Origin of the sequence: Plantibacter sp. MCCC 1A11337, assembly GCF_013349365.1 — a bacterium.
Lineage (GTDB): Bacteria > Actinomycetota > Actinomycetes > Actinomycetales > Microbacteriaceae > Plantibacter > Plantibacter flavus_A.
In genome coordinates this window covers 326,105-340,841 of record NZ_JABJWX010000001.1, presented here as the reverse complement: position 1 = coordinate 340,841, position 14,737 = coordinate 326,105, and the positions used below count along the sequence as shown (strand labels likewise).

Genomic DNA, 14,737 nt, shown 5'->3' with positions numbered 1-14,737 from the left:
GGCACACGATGACCACGCAGGAACTGACCATCTCGAACTTCGAGGACACCGTGTCGGCCGAAGGCATCGTCCTGGTCGACTTCTGGGCCGAGTGGTGCGGCCCGTGCAAGGCTTTCGGCCCCGTCTTCGAGCAGTCGAGCGAGCAGCACCCGGACGTCGTGTTCACCAAGGTCGACACCGAGGCGAATCAGGAGCTCGCGAGCGGGATGCAGATCACGTCGATCCCCACGCTCATGGCGTTCCGCGACGGCGTGCTCGTCTTCTCGCAGGCCGGTGCCCTCCCCGCGCCGGCACTCGAGGACCTCATCTCCCAGGTGCGCGGTCTCGACATGTCCGAAGTGCACGCCGCCATCGCAGCGGCGAAGGCGGAGGCACAGGCCGAGTAGCCGACGTCCGGAGGAGGCGGTCAGTCCTCCGGATCGCCGGGTGGACGCGCGAACTCGAGCCGGTGGACACCGGGCTCGTCGAGCCTGATCCGCCGCCGCCCGGCCGGCGCGCCGTCCTCCAGCCGGGTCGGCAGTACGCCGCCAGGGCCCGTGATGGTGATCATCGAGCCGTCGTCCGGCAGCTCGACCAGCACGCCGCCGGCCGCGAGAAGCAGCGTCGCCGCGACGGGGCGATGACGGCTCCACTCGACATCCACGACGTGTCCACCACGGACCCGGAACCCTCGGAACCGTCCCGCCGACCACTCGGCCGGGAGGGTCGGCAGCAGCGACAGGACACCGCCGTGCCCCTGGACGAGCAGCTCGACGACACCGGCCGTCCCGCCCAGGTTGCCGTCGATCTGGAACACGTCGTCGAGGTCGCCCATCGGGTGCAGGTCGAGCAGCGAGGCCGATGACAGCGGACCGAGCAGCGTGTCGAGCGCCTCGGACGCGAGCCCTGGATCACGGAGTCGTGCGGCCAGGCAGAGGACCCAGGCCATGCTCCACCCGGTTCCGCCACCGCCGTTCGCGAGTCTCCGTCGCAGTGCGCGTCGGGCTGCCTCGAAGTGCTCGGGCGTGGTCGATTCGGTGATCCGGGTCCCCGGGTACAGGCCGTACAGGTGGGAGAGGTGTCGGTGGCCGGGCTCGGTCGGCTCCCGCTCCTCGGCCCACTCCAGGAGTGTTCCGTCGCGGCCGACCTGCGGCAGTCGGAGGGTGGCCACGGTGTCGCGTGCTCGAGCCAGGAGCCCGACGTCCGCGATGCCGTCGCCGACCCGCTCCGCGAGGGCGAGGTACTCGCGGAGGCACTCATGCGCCAGCTCCTGGTCCATCGTCACGCCGGCCGTCACCGCCGCCGTGTGATCCGCGTCGACCACGAACCGGTTCTCCGGTGAGGTCGATGGACTCACGACCATCGATCCGGCGGCATCCGTGACGACCATTCCCAGGACGAACGAGACCACCGGCTCGACGGTCTGCAGGACGGCGACACGAGCGGCGTGATCAGCGCCACCGTCGTCCAGACAGCGGTGGAGGTGCGCGACGAGCCAGGGGAGCGCGCTCGGCCAGTTCGCCCAGTGCGCATCGAGCGGCACGGCGTCCGTGTGCCTCCAGAGGTCGCTGTTGTGGTGGGCTGCCGCCCCGTCGAGGCCGTAGGACTCGCCGGCGGTGCGCCGCCCGGCGTCCACCAGTTCGCCGATGAACCGGGTGAGCGGCTCGACCAGGTCACCCAGGCCGGTGCTCTCCGCCGGCCAGTAGTTCATCTGGAGGTTGATGTTGGTGGTGAAGTTCGCGCTCCAGGGTGGCCTGACCTGGTCGTTCCAGACCCCCTGGAGGTTCGCCGGCTCACTCCCCGGTCGGGAGCTGCCGATGAGGAGCGCCCGACCGAGGTCGAAGTAGCGCTCCGCGAGGTCGGCCGACGCGGACGCCGATGCCGAGAGGTCCAGTTCGACGCGGTCGAAGAGCGCCCGGTGGTCGGCGACGTGCCGATCGAGCAGCGCTTCGCCGGATCGCTGCAACGCACGCGAGACCGTCCCCTGGGTGTGTTCCAGCAGCGCGGACGGGTCGCCCGACGGCCGTTCTCGCCACCCGCGGTGCCCGGAACGTGCACCGGCGACGAGGCGGAACCCGCCCGGGATCGGTTGCACCGCGATCGTCAGTGCCCAGGCCATGCCGGCATCGACGAGACCGTCGGCGTCCGGAACGTCGGTCAGGTACCGGATGGCCTCGCCATCGTCACCGCCGAGATACGAGGGTCGCACGCTCGCCGGCGCACGGCCGGTCACCGACCACCATCGGTTGTCGCCGACCGTGCGCTCCTCCGTCGTCGCCGGGTGCGGCGTCGCGAACCCGACCCTCGGTTCAGGGACGCCGTCACCCAGCAGCTCGACGACCAGCACGTCGTCCACTGCCGACACGAACGCGCGGAGCGTGACCTCCGCGCCGTCGCTCGTGGACGTCGTCTCGACGACACCGCGCGCGAGATCGGCGGTCCGTGTCGCGCGCGAACCGCCGTCGGGCGGCGCATACTCGACCGTGAGGCGGCCGAGCGGCTGGAAGGACTCGGTGAACGTGGTCCCGCGTAGTGCAGCCGCGCGGGAATCGGCTGCGACGGGGTCGCCGCCGGCGATCGCCCGGCGCACGGACTCCAGCGGACTGGGAAGCGAGCGGCCTGCCGGCCCGTCGCCCGGGCGTCGCGGACCTCCCGACCACAACGTGTCCAGCGAGAGGTCGATGCCCTCCCGTCCGGGCACGCCGTCGAGCGCCGCGCCCAACGTCCCGTTCCCGATGAGGAACCGATCGACGAACCGGGTGGCCGGTCCGTCGAGTTCGATTCGATGACGCTCGACGCGTTGCCGTCGGTGCCCCATCAGTGGTCGAGTCGGAGCAGCACGGCACCGTGCGCGGGCAGGGACGTGTCGACGGCGCCGTCGACGACGGGCAAGGGCCGACCACTCCACAGCTCGGTGACGGACGATCGATCGGCGCAACCGAGATCGGCCAGGTGCACCCGCAGCCTGGTGTCCGCGTCGCCGAGCCAGAACACCGCGCGCCACCGGGTCTCGCCGAGCTCAGCCGCCCAGACGACGAGGTCGCCGTCGCGGATGATCTCCCGGCTCCCATCGCTGCCGAGCAGTGCGAGCACGTCCGGGTTGGTCAGGAGCGCGAGCGTGTGCGCCGGGGTGTCCGGGAGGTGGCCGCCGAAGAAGAGCGGCGACCGGCCGATGCACCAGAGGGTCATGAGCGTCCGTTGTTCGTCCAGGGTGAGGCGACTCAGCCGGTCCGAACCGACGTGGGCCCGGATGCCGATCCGCCCGAGCGGGAGCATGTCGGCATCGGCCCATGCCCCCGGACGCTGGAGGGGCGCCCAGCGGGCCAGGCGCTGGAACTGTTCGAGCACCGCCGACCAGTCGTCCCAGAGGTCGTCGGAGATCCGCCACAGCTGCGCCGTCGATCGAAGGGTGTCGAGGTGCTCGGTCGAGAGTCGCTTCCCCGGGGACAGGCTGAGCACCATCGGTCGACCGGACGCGTCGATCGCCCGCGAGATGGCCTCGATCTCAGCGGTCTGGATCGGCGGGTAGAGCACGTCGTCGAGCTTGATGAGGTCGACACCCCAGTCCGCGAGCTGTGCCATGACCGAGTCGTAGTAGGCCTGGGCACCCGGGGCGGTCATGTCGACGCCGACGTTGTCGGGGTTCCACGGGCAGACGTTGGACGGATCGGCGATCTCCCCGCAGCGGGCGGTCGAACCGAGGATCGGGAGGTCGAGGTCCACGGCCAGACGCGGCACGCCACGCATGAGGTGCACCCCGAAGCGGAGCCCGAGCGCGTGCACGCGGTCGGCGAGCGCGCGGAAGCCGCCCGACGCCGCAGACGGGAACCGGTTCGGCGCGGGTTGCGGTCGGCCCCAAGCGTCGAGCGTCGGCTGGGAGACGCGCTCGTAGTCGCCGACGCCGGGCGCCGGTTCGTACCACTGGATGTCGACGACCACCGTGTCCCAGCCGACGGGCAGCAGGTGCTCGGCCAGGAACGCGGCGTTGGCGAGTACCTCGGCCTCCGTGACGGACCCTCCGAAGCAGTCCCAGCTGTTCCAGCCCATCGGCGGGCGGTCCGCCCGCGCCCGACGTGCTGCACGCACCTCGGTGACCGCGATCTCCACCTCGCTCATGACGCGACGACCTGAGCCGTGATCGTTGCGAACGAGTGCGGTGGGAGCGTGACGCGAAGACCCGTCGGTGTGACGTCGAGACCCGCGAGCGGTCGCGGTGACACGGCGTCGGTCTCTCCGGGACGGTTGTGGGCGTCGGGCCGCGCAGCGGTGAGCAGCCGGCCGTGCGGCTCGACCACGGACCCGCCACGGAGGTCGACCTCGATGACGAGTGGCGCGTCGAGGTCGACATTCGTCAGCGAGCAATGGAGGACGCCGTCCTTGACGCTCGCCGAGGCGGAGACGGTCGGGATGCCACCCGCGTGTGCGGCGTCGGCGTCGCGGACCGGTCCGACCACGTGCGTCGGGAGGGACGTGGCGTCCTGGTGCGGGCTGTTCATCTCGAAGACGTGGAAGGTGGGCGTCCGGACCATCTCGCCGCCGTCGGGATCGGTCAGGAGCATCGCCTGCAGGACGTTGACCGTCTGCGCGATGTTCGCCATGCGCAGCCGGCCCGCGAATCGGTGGAACACGTCGAAGTGCCAGGCGGCGACCATGGCGTCGCGGATGGTGTTCTGCTGGAACAGATGCCCGGGGTGCGTGCCCGGCTCGACGTCCCACCAGGTGCCCCACTCGTCGAGCACCATGCCGAACCGTTCCTCCGGGTCGTACACGTCCATGACGGCGGCGTGCGACGACAGCAGCTGCTCGACGCCCTGTGCTGCGGTGATCGTGCTCCAGTACTCCGCGGCGTCGAACCCGGTCGCGCTGCCCTTCGCCTTCCAGCTGCCGCCGATCGTGTAGTAATGCACCGAGACGGCTTCCCAGGGGGTCGCCGAGAACGGGTGGGTGGCCACGTCGGCGACGACCTCCATCAGCGTCTTGGTCCAGGCCACGTCGAACCCGTCGGCGCCAGCGGCGACCCGGTAGAGCGGGACCTTCCCGCCGCTCTCGCAGAAGGTACCGAATCGGCGTGCCAGGTCCGCGTACGCGCCGGCCCGCAGGTTGCCACCGCACCCCCAGGGCTCGTTTCCCAGCCCCCAGAACGGGACGTCCCAGGGCTCCTCCCGGCCGTTCGCGCGACGCAACTCCGCCATCGGGGTCTCCCCGGCACCGGTCAGGTACTCGATCCAGTCGGCCATCTCCTGCACCGTGCCCGAACCGAGGTTGCCCGAGACGTAGGCGTCGGCACCGAGGAGCTCGCACAGCTCCATGAACTCGTGGGTGCCGAACGCGTTGGTCTCGCTCGTCCCGCCCCATTGCGTGTTGACGAGTTTCGGGCGGTCCTCGCGAGGTCCGATGCCGCTCGTCCAGTGATAGCGGTCCGCGAAGCATCCGCCCGGCCAGCGGAGGTTCGGGATGCGCAGTTCGCGGAGCGCCTCCACGACGTCGAGCCGGATGCCGCCGATGTTGGGCACGGGCGAGTCCTCGCCGACCCAGAAGCCGTCGTAGATCCCGCGTCCGAGGTGTTCCGCGAAGTGGCCGTAGACGTGTCGGCTGATCGTGGGTCCTGGCCGGTCGAGGTCGACGGTGACGGTCGCAGTGGAGTCCATGGGTGATGTGGTCCTGTTCTGTGCAGCGGGTCGTGGGTCAGACGGCGGTCACGAGGATCGTGATCGCGCGGTCGGGCTGGAAGGTGGGGAGGTCGAGGCCGATCACGGCCAGCTGGCCACCGCTCAGCACGGGCGCCGCCGCGAGCGTGGCCGGGTCGGCGTCGAGTGGCGGCGCATCCCGGAGCCACTGGGGGATCACCCAGCGGGGGCCGAGGGAGTCGTCCTGCGCGACGGCGAGGCGGTAGTGACCGTCCGGGCGGAGTCCGGGCAGGCGGACCCGACGACGGGAGTCGGCCGACCGCGGGGGAGTCACGAGGGTGTACAGCGCGGTGGTGCCGTCCTCCGCGACGACCCCGCGCAGGGTCGGAGCGTCGTCGTCCCACTCACCGTCGCCGACGACGCGGCCGGTGGCGATGAGTCCGCGATGACGCGTGAACACGGTGATCCATCTGGCGAGGGTCGTCCGATCCGCATCGTCGAGCTCGCGCAGGTCCCACTCCACACCGAAGTGCCCGAGGAGGGCGACCGCGCACCGGGTGGGGAGCGTGTGCGTGCGTCCGGTCGTGGCCGATCTGGCCGAGGCCACGTGCGATCCCAGCATCTCGGGCGGGACGAGGAGCCCCGTCCACCGGAGCATCCGCGCCCGCTCGATCGGGTCGTGGTTGTCGGAGGTGTGGACGCGATCGGACCGCTCGAGGACACCGAGGTCGACGCGGCCTCCGCCCGACGCGCAGCTCTCGATCTCGAGGTGCGGGTGCCGCGATCGGAGCTCGTCGAGCAGCCGGTAGAGGGCTTCGGTCTGGTCGTGCACGGCTGCCCGCCCGGTGGACGGATGCCCGGCATCGACGAGGTCGCGGTTGTGGTCCCATTTCAGGTACGCGATCCCGAGCTCGCCGACCAGCGTGTCGATGGCCTGCAGGATGTGGTCGAAGGCCGCCGGATTGCCGAGATCGAGCACCTGCTGGTGCCGGACGGGCGACGGGAGCTCGTCCCTCGCCCGCAGGATCCAGTCCGGGTGCTCGCGTGCGAGGTCGGAGTCCTCGTTGATCATCTCGGGTTCGAACCACAGCCCGAACTCCATGCCGAGCGATCGCACCCGGTCGGCGAGCGGCGCGAGACCGTCCGGCCAACGCTCGGGGTCCGGTGTCCAGTCACCGAGGCCGCGGGTGTCGTCGTGACGTCCGCGGAACCATCCGTCGTCGAGCACGTAGCGCTCGACGCCGATGGCCGCGGCCCGGGTCGCCAACTCGGTGAGGACCTCCAGGTCGTGATCGAACAGCACCGCCTCCCAGACGTTCAGGGTGACGGGGCGCGGACGCCGAGCCGCCCGCGAGGTCGAACGCAGCCAGCGGTGGTACCGCGACGAGGCGGCATCGAGGCCGACGCCGTAGGCCCCGTACACCCATGGAGTCCGATGGTCCTCGCCCGGGCCGAGTCGGACCTCGCCCGGCAGGAGCAGCTCGCCGCCACGGAACGCGAGGTGTCCGTCGGTGCGTTCGACGCCGATCGTGTGGTTGCCGCTCCAACCGACGTGGCACAGCCAGACGTCACCGGCCCGGCTGTCGAACCCCGGTGTTCCGATCGCGGTGACCCCGGTGGCGTCGAGACCGGGGCGACCGTGCCGCGACTCGCGGAGGTGCGTCCCGGTCGTGACCGGAAGCCGCTGCGGCAGCTTCTCGTTGCCCCACCGACCGGCGAAGTCGAGGATCTCCCGAGCCGACGTCGGGATCGGGAGGGCCGGCACGACACCCTCGATCTCCAGGAGGTCGTCGCCCCGGTTCGTGACCATCACGCGCGTGCGCAGCAGGCCACTCGGTGTCAGTTCGATCGCCACGAGGAGAGCGATGCCCGTCTGGTCGTCGACCGCGGTCACCTCGACCAGCGCGGCGCCGCACTGCCGCACCTCGCCGGCCGGGAAAGCCGCTCTGTCGACCTCGACCGAGACCACGTCGAAGCGCGACGACCAGGCCGTCCCGGCGCGATGCGCCCGGAGCCCCGGGAGACCCGACCAGCCCGACGCGTGCTCGGGCAACAGGCTCGGCTCGTACGGCGCGTCCGATCCGTCGACGAGGTCGCCGCGCACGGCGGCTGTGGCCGCGGCGAGCCACTCGAGGTCGTCGGCATCGACGGCGGCACCCCAGTGCGCGATCGTCGGGAGACGGGTCCCGTGCTGGACGAGGACGACGGAGACGCCGTCGCACTGCAGATGGACGACGCGGTGTTCGAGCGTCGCTGAGCGGTCGGACATGGTTCCTCCGAAGCGGTCGGTGAGGCGGGTGTGACGGCCGGTGGGCCGAAGGTCAGGCGGAGTCCCGGACGACGAGCGTGGTGTCGAGCCAGCGTGGAGCGGTCGTCCGGCCGGCGATGAGCTCCATGACGAGTTCCGCGGCGACCCTGCCCATCTGCTCCAACGGCTGACGGACCGAGGTCAGCGGTGGCTCCGCGGTTGCCGCGACGACCGTGTCGTCGAACCCGACGAGCGCGATGTCGTCCGGGACCGTGCGGCCACTGGCCTCGAGGACGCGCATCGCTCCGACCGCCATGAGGTCGGAGCCCGCGAAGACGGCGTCGAGGTCCGGGTACCGGGAGAGCAACCGAGCCATGGCCGACGACCCGCTCGGCATGGTGAAGTCGCCTCGGGCGACCGCACGGGTGTCGAGGCCGCGTTCGGTGAGGACGTCCCGCCAGCCTCGGACACGGTCGCTGGACGCGGCCATGTCGGCGGGGCCCGAGATGACGCCGATCCGCGTGCGGCCGAGCGCGATCAGGTGTTCCGCGGCGAGCCGACCGCCGGCGTAGTTGTCGGAGTCGACGAAGGTGACGTCCTCCGTGTGCTCACCCATCGGGCGGCCGACGAAGACGATGGGGAGGTCCACCGAGGCGAGCGCCTGGGTGATGGTGCTGATCTCGTGCTGCAGGATCACCACCGCCCCGTCCACGTAGTGCGCCGCCAGGTAGGCGACGAGCGCGTCGAGTTGGCGCGGGTCGGCGAGGAAGAGCGCGGGCTGCTGGGCTGCCGACAGGAGCGCGGCGGTGGCGCCCTTGAGCGGTGCCGCGACGAACGATCCGGAGAAGGGTTCGAGCTCACCCGCCGCGAGGACGATCGCGACGGCGCCCGTCCTGCCCCCGGCGAGCGACCGGGCTGCGACATTCGTGCGATAGGCCAGTTTCGCGGCCGCCTCGCGCACCGCGACGACCATCGAGGCGTCGACCGTCGAGGCACCGGCGAGGACCCGCGACGCGGTCGCTCGGGAGACGCCGGCCTCTCGGGCGACGTCGACCAGGGTCGGTTTGCGCATCCTCGCTCCTTTGCGATCGTCCACCTGCCGGTGGTCTGGCAACGAGCATCGCAGAATCCGAGAGAGCGTTCTCCGAGTTGCGCAATATTGCCCTGGTGCCGCGGAACCCCGCTGCCTATGGTGATCACCACGCCCGAACGGTCCGGATGCTCCCCGATCCAGTCGACATCGGCGCGAGCCGGAGAGCGATCTCCGGCCGGTGACCGCAACGTAGCGCGACACCGCGGAACACGATCCCGCATAGGAGGGGGATTTCCAGTGAGATTCCGTCTTGCAGCAGCAGCAACCGTCACCGTCATGGTCGGCGCCCTGGTCACCGGTTGTTCCGGGTCCGGCGGCGGCGATGACAAGACCTTCCAGTTCTGGTCCTTCACGGGCATCAACCAGAAGGCCGATGTCGAGAAGTACAAGGAAGCGCACCCCGACATCACCGTCAAGCTCACCGAGGTCGGAAGCACGCAGGAGACCGCGCAGGCGCTCACCGCGGCGTTGGCCGGCGGTAAGGTCCCCGACCTGGTGCTCATCCAGGGGGACGACATGCCCAACTTCGTCGCGAACCCCGACAACTTCGTCGACCTGAGCACGATGGGCGCCGACGACATCTCCGGGGACTACCTGCCGTGGGTCTGGGACCAGGCCGTGGCTCAGAACGACGCCGTCATCGGGGTACCGACCGACGTGGGCGGGATGTCGATGGCGTACCGTGCCGACCTCTTCGAGGCCGCCGGCCTGCCATCGGAACCGGACGCGGTCGCGGCGCTCTGGCCCACCTGGGACGACTTCATCTCCGTCGGCCAGCAGTACGTCGCCGCCACCGGGAAGCCGTTCCTGGACAACGCCGGCACCTCGGTCTTCTTCCAGACCGTAAACCAGGTCGACGAGAAGTACTACACGCCGGAGGGTGAGCTCGTGTACGACACGAATCCGCAGGTGAAGGAGGCGTTCGACATCTCGATCAAGGCGATCGAGGCCGGCATCACCGCGAACGTCCCCGCCTTCTCCACCGGCTGGAGCACGGGCAAGACCAACGGCGCCTTCGCCGCGATGGCAGCTCCCTCCTGGATGCTGAAGAGCATCAAGACGGACGCGCCCGACACCTCGGGCCAGTGGCGCGTGACGACGGTGCCCAAGGTCGCCGGCAACTGGGGCGGCAGCTATCTCGCCATCCCGAAGCGCGCGGCGAACCCCGAAGCGGCGTGGGCCTACATCAAGGAGATGCAGTCACCCGAGTCGCAGCTGAAGAACTTCACCGACACCGGAGCCCTGCCCAGCACGGTCTCCGCGTACGAATCCACGGCGATCGCCGACTACACCGACCCGTTCTTCGGCGACTCGAAGATCGGTGCCGTGCTCGGCAAGTCCTTGCAGGAGTTCAAGCCGTTCTTCAACGGTCCGGAGACGGCGACGATCGGTTCGGCGATGATCAACACCGTGACGGACGTCGAAGCCGGCAACACCGCGCCGGACAAGGCCTGGGACGTCGCGATGAAGGCCGTGAAGGACGCCCTCGGCGGCTGACCCGACGGCCCCGTCCACTCGTCCGCTCCGACCCGGGGCGTTCCGGCCGAGCAACACGCCGGAACGCCCCTGAAGGATCATCGTGACCACGCACATCACTCCACCTCGGCTGCTGCCCAAACAGTCGCCACCCGGTATCGGGACGCGCATCCGCAACACCCTGCCGGAACGCTTCGCCCCCTACGTCTACATCGCCCCGTTCTTCCTGATCTTCGCCGTCTTCGGGCTGATCCCCCTCCTGTTCACCTTCGTCGTGTCGCTCTTCGACTGGAACCCGATCGGTCAGCAGACCTTCATCGGCTTCGACAACTTCACCAGGCTCGCGGCCGACCCACGGTTCTGGAACGCGATGCTCAACACCTTCGCGATCTTCATCATCTCCACGGTGCCGCAGCTGGTCATCGCGCTGGGCCTCGCCCATCTGCTGAACCACGTCCGCCTGCGCTTCGCCACGGGGTTCCGGATGGCGATGCTCGTGCCGTACATCACCTCGGTCGCCGCGACCACGATCGTGTTCGCCCAGCTGTTCGACCGTGACTACGGGCTCTTCAACTACCTCATCAGCTTCTTCGGCGGTGACCACGTCGACTTCCTCAACGACAAGGTCGGCTCGTGGTTCCTCGTCGCGCTCATGGTCGTCTGGCGGTGGACGGGCTACACGACGCTGCTCTACCTGGCGGCACTGCAGGCGATCCCTCGCGACGTGTACGAGGCGGCCGCCGTCGACGGTGCCGGCGGTTGGAAACAGTTCGTCTACATCACCATCCCGTCGTTGCGTCCCATCATCGTGTTCACGATCGTCACCTCGACGATCGGCGGGCTCCAGGTGTTCACCGAACCACTGCTGGTGAACCCGGCCACCGGCCTCACCTGCGGTGCGGCACGACAGTGCCAGACGCTCACGCTGTTCCTCTACGAGCAGGGCTTCGGCCAGTTCGAGTTCGGATACGGCTCGGCCATCGGCGTCGCGCTGTTCGTGATCGTCGTCCTCGTCGCCCTGCTGAACTTCTTCCTGTCCACCCGCACCCGAGGAGGACGCTGATGTCCGAGACGCTCAACTCCACCCAGCTGATGGCGAGCGCGACCTCCGCCGGCCGGAAACGGAACGGCGGCCGGATCGGCCGCATCCCCTGGTACACCTACGTCCTCCTCGTGTGCGCCGTCGTCGTGAGCATGTTCCCGCTGTACTTCATGTTCGTCGTCGCGACCACGGACTCGGCGACGGCGACCACCCTGCCACCGCGGCTGTATCCGGGCGACAACCTGTTCCACCTCGTGGGGCTCGTGCTCGAGACCGTGCCGTTCATCCAATCGATGATCAACAGCCTCATCGTCGCGCTGTCGATCGGCGTCGGATCGGCCCTGCTCTGCGCACTGGCCGGGTTCGCCTTCGCGAAACTGGAGTTCCGCGGCCGCAACGCGCTGTTCATCCTCGTGGTCCTCACCATGACCGTGCCGACGCAGCTGAGCGTGATCCCGCAGTACCTGATCATCTCCGCGCTCGACTGGGTGGACACGCTTCAGGCGCTCATCGTCCCCGGCCTCGCGAGCGCGTTCGGAATCTTCTGGATGCGTCAGCACATCTCGAGCTCCGTGAGCGACGAGCTGCTCCAGGCGGCGAGACTCGACGGTGCGAACACCTGGCAGATCTTCTGGCGGATCGTCTTCCCGGTCATCCGACCGGCTGCGTTCGTCCTGGGACTGCTCGGCTTCGTCGGATCCTGGAACGACTTCCTCTGGCCGTTCATCGTCCTGAAGTCGCCCGAGATGTACACGGTCCAGATCGCGATCAAGGCCCTGCAGTCGCAGCGGTCGATCGATCTCGGCCTGGCGATGGCCGGGTCGTTCCTGGCCACCATCCCGCTGCTCATCGCGTTCATCTTCGTCGGCAAGCGCATGGTGACCGGGATCATGGACGGAGCGTTCAAGGGATGACCCTGCAACACGACGGCGTCACGCCGACCACGTCGGGCATCGTCCGCGGCGTCTGGAACGACCGACGGGCGTCACCCGACGAGCGGGCGCGAGCACTCCTCGATGAGATGACCCTCGAGGAGAAGGTCGGTCAGCTCGGTTCGGTCTGGTTCACCGAGACGGCGGGCGACTTCGCGCCGAGCGTGGACGGCTCCGACGACCCGGCTGCGCCGACATCGGCGCCCACCGGCGACTTCACGGGTGGCCTCGGACAGTTGACGCGCATCTTCGGGACCGAACCGGTGACGGTGGCCGAGGGCGTCGATCGCCTGCGGGAACGGCAACGGCAGGTCGTGGCCGGCAACCGGTTCGGCATCCCCGCGATCGCGCACGAGGAGTGTCTGACGGGGTTCGCCGCGTTCGGTGCGACCGCCTTCCCGACGCCGCTCGCCTGGGCCGCCTCGTTCGACGAGGAGCTCGTGGAGCGGATGGCGGAGGCGATCGGAGACGACCTCCGCTCGGTCGGGGTCCATCAGGGGCTCGCGCCGGTCCTCGACGTCGTGCGCGACTACCGCTGGGGCCGGGTCGAGGAGACGCTGGGGGAGGACCCCTACCTCGTCGGCCAACTCGGTGCCGCGTACGTGCGTGGTCTCGAGCGGTCCGGGGTCGTGGCGACGCTCAAGCACTTCGCCGGCTACGCCGCGTCCCGAGGCGCGAAGAACCATGCCCCGGTGAGCATGGGGCGCCGCGAGCTCGCCGATGTCGTGCTTCCGCCGTTCGAGACGGCGATCCGGCTCGGGGGAGCGCGAAGCGTGATGAACGCCTACACGGATCTCGACGGCGTCCCCGCCGCTGCCAGTGTCGAATTGCTCACCGGCATCCTGCGCGACGACTGGGGTTTCGACGGCACCGTCGTCGCCGACTACTGGGCGATCCCGTTCCTCGCGACCATGCACCACGTCGCGAGCGGTGCGGCGGAGGCCGGCGCGCTCGCCCTCACCGCCGGGATCGACGTCGAGCTCCCGGAGACCGCCGGCTACGGCGCCGGTCTCGTCGGGCTCGTCCAGGACGGGGCGCTCGACGAGCGGCTGGTCGACCGAGCCGTGCTCCGGCACCTGCGGCAGAAGATCGAGCTCGGCCTGCTCGACGGGGGCCCGCTCGTGCCGGAGCACGCCGCATCGACCGACCTCGACGGCCCCCGCAACCGCGCCATCGCGACGCGTCTGGCCGAGGAGTCGGTCGTCCTCCTCAGGAACCGCACAGTTCTCCCGCTCCGGACCACCGCGCGCATCGCCGTGATCGGGCCGGCGGCCGACCAGTTCCGCAGTCTCGTGGGCTGTTACGCATTCCCCAACCACGTGTTGTCGAAACACCCCGGGCACGATCTCGGCATCACCATCCCGACGATCCTCGACGCGGTGCGTACCGAGTTCCCCGCGGCGGACATCGTCGTCGAACCGGGATGCAGCATCACCGGTACCGGTCAGGAGGACGTTCCGGCCGCGGTCGACGCCGCCCGTTCGGCAGACGTCGTCGTGCTGGCCGTGGGTGACATCGCGGGCCTGTTCGGCGATGGCACGTCGGGAGAAGGCTGCGACGCCGAGGACCTGCGCCTCCCCGGGGGCCAGCACGACCTCGTGCTGGCCGTCCTCGCGACCGGGACGCCCGTCGTCCTGACCGTGCTGTCCGGGCGACCCTACGCGCTGGGGGACTACGACCGGGCCGATGCACTGGTCCAGGCCTTCTTCCCCGGCCAGGAGGGCGCAGCAGCCGTCGCGGGGCTGCTGTCCGGCCGCGTGAGGCCGAGCGGACGACTCCCGGTGCAGATCCCTCGCTCACCGGCAATGCCGGGCACCTACCTGCAGCCGCCGCTCGGTCTGGCGTCCCGCGGGATCAGCGTGCTCGACCCCACGCCGCTCTTCCCGTTCGGTCACGGCCTCACCGCCGGGGACGTCCGCTACCGATCGCTCACGAGTGCAGCGGAGCTCGCCGTCGACGGCGAGGTCCTCGTCGACGTCACGGTCGAGAACATGGGTGTCGAGGACGCCGTCGAGGTGATCCAGCTCTACGGTACGGATCCGGTGGCCTCGGTCGTGCGCCCGTCGGTCGAACTGCTCGCGTTCGCACGCCTCACGGTCGCTGCCGGGACGTCGACGACGGTACGTTTCTCGGTGTCGGCCGACCGCTTGTCCTTCACCGGGGTCGACGGCCGCCGGGTGGTCGAACCGGGGACGTACGTGCTGTCCGCCGGGCCGTCGGCGCTCGAGCGTCCGCTCGCCCGCACGATTGAGATGACCGGCAACCGGCGGGAGCTGGTCGGGCCGCGCGAGCTCCGCGTGGACTGGCGGCCCGTCGATGCGGGCGCGAGGAAGGCCTGAC

10 protein-coding genes are annotated in these 14,737 nt (G+C 70.0%); 5 read left to right on the top strand and 5 right to left on the bottom strand.

The window, feature by feature from the left end; translation table 11 throughout:
* Positions 1-8: 8 nt before the first annotated feature.
* The gene (gene trxA / locus HOW07_RS01560) at positions 9-386 is read left to right on the top strand and encodes a thioredoxin (protein WP_121290807.1); all 378 of its coding nucleotides are present in this window, start codon (positions 9-11) and stop codon (positions 384-386) included.
* A gap of 20 nt (positions 387-406) precedes the next feature.
* Here trxA and HOW07_RS01555 read toward each other — a convergent pair whose 3' ends face one another.
* From HOW07_RS01555 to HOW07_RS01535, 5 genes are read right to left on the bottom strand one after another with little or no spacing between them, the layout of a single operon-like run.
* On the bottom strand, positions 407-2,797 hold the full coding sequence (locus tag HOW07_RS01555) for a glycoside hydrolase N-terminal domain-containing protein (RefSeq protein ID WP_175115895.1): 2,391 nt from the start codon (positions 2,795-2,797) through the stop codon (positions 407-409).
* Positions 2,797-4,095: a glycoside hydrolase family 27 protein gene (locus HOW07_RS01550; protein WP_254628150.1), complete on the bottom strand. Its 1,299-nt coding sequence runs from the start codon at positions 4,093-4,095 to the stop codon at positions 2,797-2,799. The genes HOW07_RS01555 and HOW07_RS01550 overlap by 1 nt, the downstream gene beginning before the upstream one ends.
* Entirely contained in the window at positions 4,092-5,627 is a 1,536-nt protein-coding gene (locus tag HOW07_RS01545) for an alpha-N-arabinofuranosidase (RefSeq protein WP_175115894.1), read from the bottom strand. The genes HOW07_RS01550 and HOW07_RS01545 overlap by 4 nt, the downstream gene beginning before the upstream one ends.
* A gap of 37 nt (positions 5,628-5,664) precedes the next feature.
* Positions 5,665-7,875, bottom strand: a complete 2,211-nt coding sequence (locus tag HOW07_RS01540; protein ID WP_175115893.1) for an alpha-galactosidase — start codon at positions 7,873-7,875, stop codon at positions 5,665-5,667.
* A gap of 52 nt (positions 7,876-7,927) precedes the next feature.
* Entirely contained in the window at positions 7,928-8,926 is a 999-nt protein-coding gene (locus HOW07_RS01535; RefSeq protein ID WP_071260028.1) for a LacI family DNA-binding transcriptional regulator, read from the bottom strand.
* A gap of 258 nt (positions 8,927-9,184) precedes the next feature.
* On the opposite strand from HOW07_RS01535, the gene HOW07_RS01530 reads away from it, so the two are divergent.
* From HOW07_RS01530 to HOW07_RS01515, 4 genes are all read left to right on the top strand, one after another.
* Positions 9,185-10,444, top strand: a complete 1,260-nt coding sequence (locus HOW07_RS01530) for an extracellular solute-binding protein (RefSeq protein WP_175115892.1) — start codon at positions 9,185-9,187, stop codon at positions 10,442-10,444.
* An 82-nt stretch (positions 10,445-10,526) separates the two neighbouring features.
* A complete protein-coding gene (locus tag HOW07_RS01525) occupies positions 10,527-11,486 on the top strand; it encodes a carbohydrate ABC transporter permease (protein ID WP_064293740.1) in 960 nt (319 codons plus the stop codon).
* Positions 11,486-12,379, top strand: a complete 894-nt coding sequence (locus tag HOW07_RS01520; protein WP_079002436.1) for a carbohydrate ABC transporter permease — start codon at positions 11,486-11,488, stop codon at positions 12,377-12,379. Before HOW07_RS01525 ends, HOW07_RS01520 begins: the two co-directional genes overlap by 1 nt.
* Positions 12,376-14,736, top strand: a complete 2,361-nt coding sequence (locus HOW07_RS01515) for a beta-glucosidase (RefSeq protein ID WP_175115891.1) — start codon at positions 12,376-12,378, stop codon at positions 14,734-14,736. Before HOW07_RS01520 ends, HOW07_RS01515 begins: the two co-directional genes overlap by 4 nt.
* Position 14,737: the final 1 nt, after the last annotated feature.

What these genes read in the sequence shown, in the direction of transcription:
- HOW07_RS01545 (WP_175115894.1), bottom strand. Translation starts at nt 5,627, where the DNA reads ATGGACTCCACTGCGACCGTCACCGTCGACCTCGACCGGCCAGGACCC.
- HOW07_RS01520 (WP_079002436.1), top strand. Translation starts at nt 11,486, where the DNA reads ATGTCCGAGACGCTCAACTCCACCCAGCTGATGGCGAGCGCGACCTCC.
- HOW07_RS01515 (WP_175115891.1), top strand. Translation starts at nt 12,376, where the DNA reads ATGACCCTGCAACACGACGGCGTCACGCCGACCACGTCGGGCATCGTC.
- HOW07_RS01540 (WP_175115893.1), bottom strand. Translation starts at nt 7,875, where the DNA reads ATGTCCGACCGCTCAGCGACGCTCGAACACCGCGTCGTCCATCTGCAG.
- HOW07_RS01535 (WP_071260028.1), bottom strand. Translation starts at nt 8,926, where the DNA reads ATGCGCAAACCGACCCTGGTCGACGTCGCCCGAGAGGCCGGCGTCTCC.
- HOW07_RS01555 (WP_175115895.1), bottom strand. Translation starts at nt 2,797, where the DNA reads ATGGGGCACCGACGGCAACGCGTCGAGCGTCATCGAATCGAACTCGAC.
- trxA (WP_121290807.1), top strand. Translation starts at nt 9, where the DNA reads ATGACCACGCAGGAACTGACCATCTCGAACTTCGAGGACACCGTGTCG.
- HOW07_RS01550 (WP_254628150.1), bottom strand. Translation starts at nt 4,095, where the DNA reads ATGAGCGAGGTGGAGATCGCGGTCACCGAGGTGCGTGCAGCACGTCGG.